The following is a 1,284-nucleotide window of genomic DNA, read 5'->3' on the forward strand; positions in this document are numbered from 1 at the left end:
AGAGGTGGCTCCGGTTGTTTGGACAGTATTTTGAGATTTTAAGTGGAACGCTCCGGGCACATCATGCTGCCGTTTTAATCGCAGGCAGCATCGCGAAGTATGCCTCATCGGGGGTCTGATCGGCCAAACTGGAGTGAGGGCGCCTCTGGTTGTACAACTGGATATACGCCCCGATGGACTGCCTGGCCTGGCTGACCGATTCGTAGGCCTTCAGATACACCTCCTCGTACTTGATGCTGCGCCATACCCGTTCGACAAACACGTTGTCGCGCCAGCTTCCCTTGCCATCCATGGATAACCGGATGCCTCGGCTTTGTACCGCTTCAGTGAAGGCGCTGGCTGTGAATTGGCTGCCCTGATCGGTATTGACGATATCAGGCAACCCGTAGCGGGTAAAGGCTTCTTCCAAGGCGTCAACGGCATGCACCGCTTCCAGCGTGATGGCCACCCGATGAGCCAGAACCTTGCGACTGGCCCAGTCTACGACTGCGGTCAGATACACAAAGCCCCGAGCCATCGGGATATAGGTCGTATCCAGCGCCCACACCTGATTGGCCCGGTTAATCCGCATATCGCGCAGCAGGTACGGCCAAACTTTGTGCTGGACGTTGCGCCGGCTCGTGTTGGGCTTGCAATACAGCGCCTTAACGCCCATGCGTTTCATCAGGGTGCCCACGTGTCGTCGGCCGACCTCATGGCCGTCACGGCGCAGTAGCCGCGCCAGCATGCGGGCCCCGGCAAACGGAAACTCCAGATGCAGCTCGTCGATCCGGCGCATCAACATCAGATCTCTATCGTTGACAGGCCGGGCCTGATAATACACGCTCGATCGAGCAATCCCCACCAATTTGGCCTGGCGTGACACCGGCAGTGCATGCGTACGGTCTATCATCGCTTTGCGCTCAGCAATCCCGCCTTGGTGAGCGCGCTTTCTAAAAAATCATTCTCCAGCGTGAGCTGGCCGATCTTGGCATGTAGCACCTTCAGATCGGCCGGCGGCTCGTTGTTGCTCTGTCCTGCCGACCCGAATACGTCCGCCGCCTTCTCCTGCAACTGCCGCTTCCATTCCGTGATCTGGTTCGGATGCACATCAAATTGCTGAGCCAGTTCGGCCAGGGTGCGATCCCCCTTGACCGCCGCCAAGGCCACCTTGGCCTTGAACGCCGCTGAGTGTGTTCGTCTCGTTCTCTTGGTCATCTCTCTGGTTCCTTTACCGGCATTATCGCCGGATCAGGCCCAGAGCTCTCCACTTATCGGACTGTCTGAATTTCCGCCGCCACCTCT

General features: G+C 58.3%; 1 protein-coding gene. It reads right to left on the bottom strand.

Going from position 1 to position 1,284, the window contains the following annotated elements; translation table 11 throughout:
• Window positions 1-61: 61 nt before the first annotated feature.
• A protein-coding gene (locus ABD104_RS30170; RefSeq protein WP_371695654.1) for an IS3 family transposase occupies window positions 62-1,197 on the bottom strand; the annotation gives its coding sequence in 2 pieces (ribosomal slippage) (window positions 62-933 and window positions 933-1,197; 1,137 coding nt in all).
• Between the last annotated feature and the right edge of the window lie 87 nt (window positions 1,198-1,284).

It is taken from the genome of Pigmentiphaga daeguensis (assembly GCF_039523035.1).
Taxonomy (GTDB): Bacteria; Pseudomonadota; Gammaproteobacteria; order Burkholderiales; family Burkholderiaceae_B; genus Pigmentiphaga; species Pigmentiphaga daeguensis.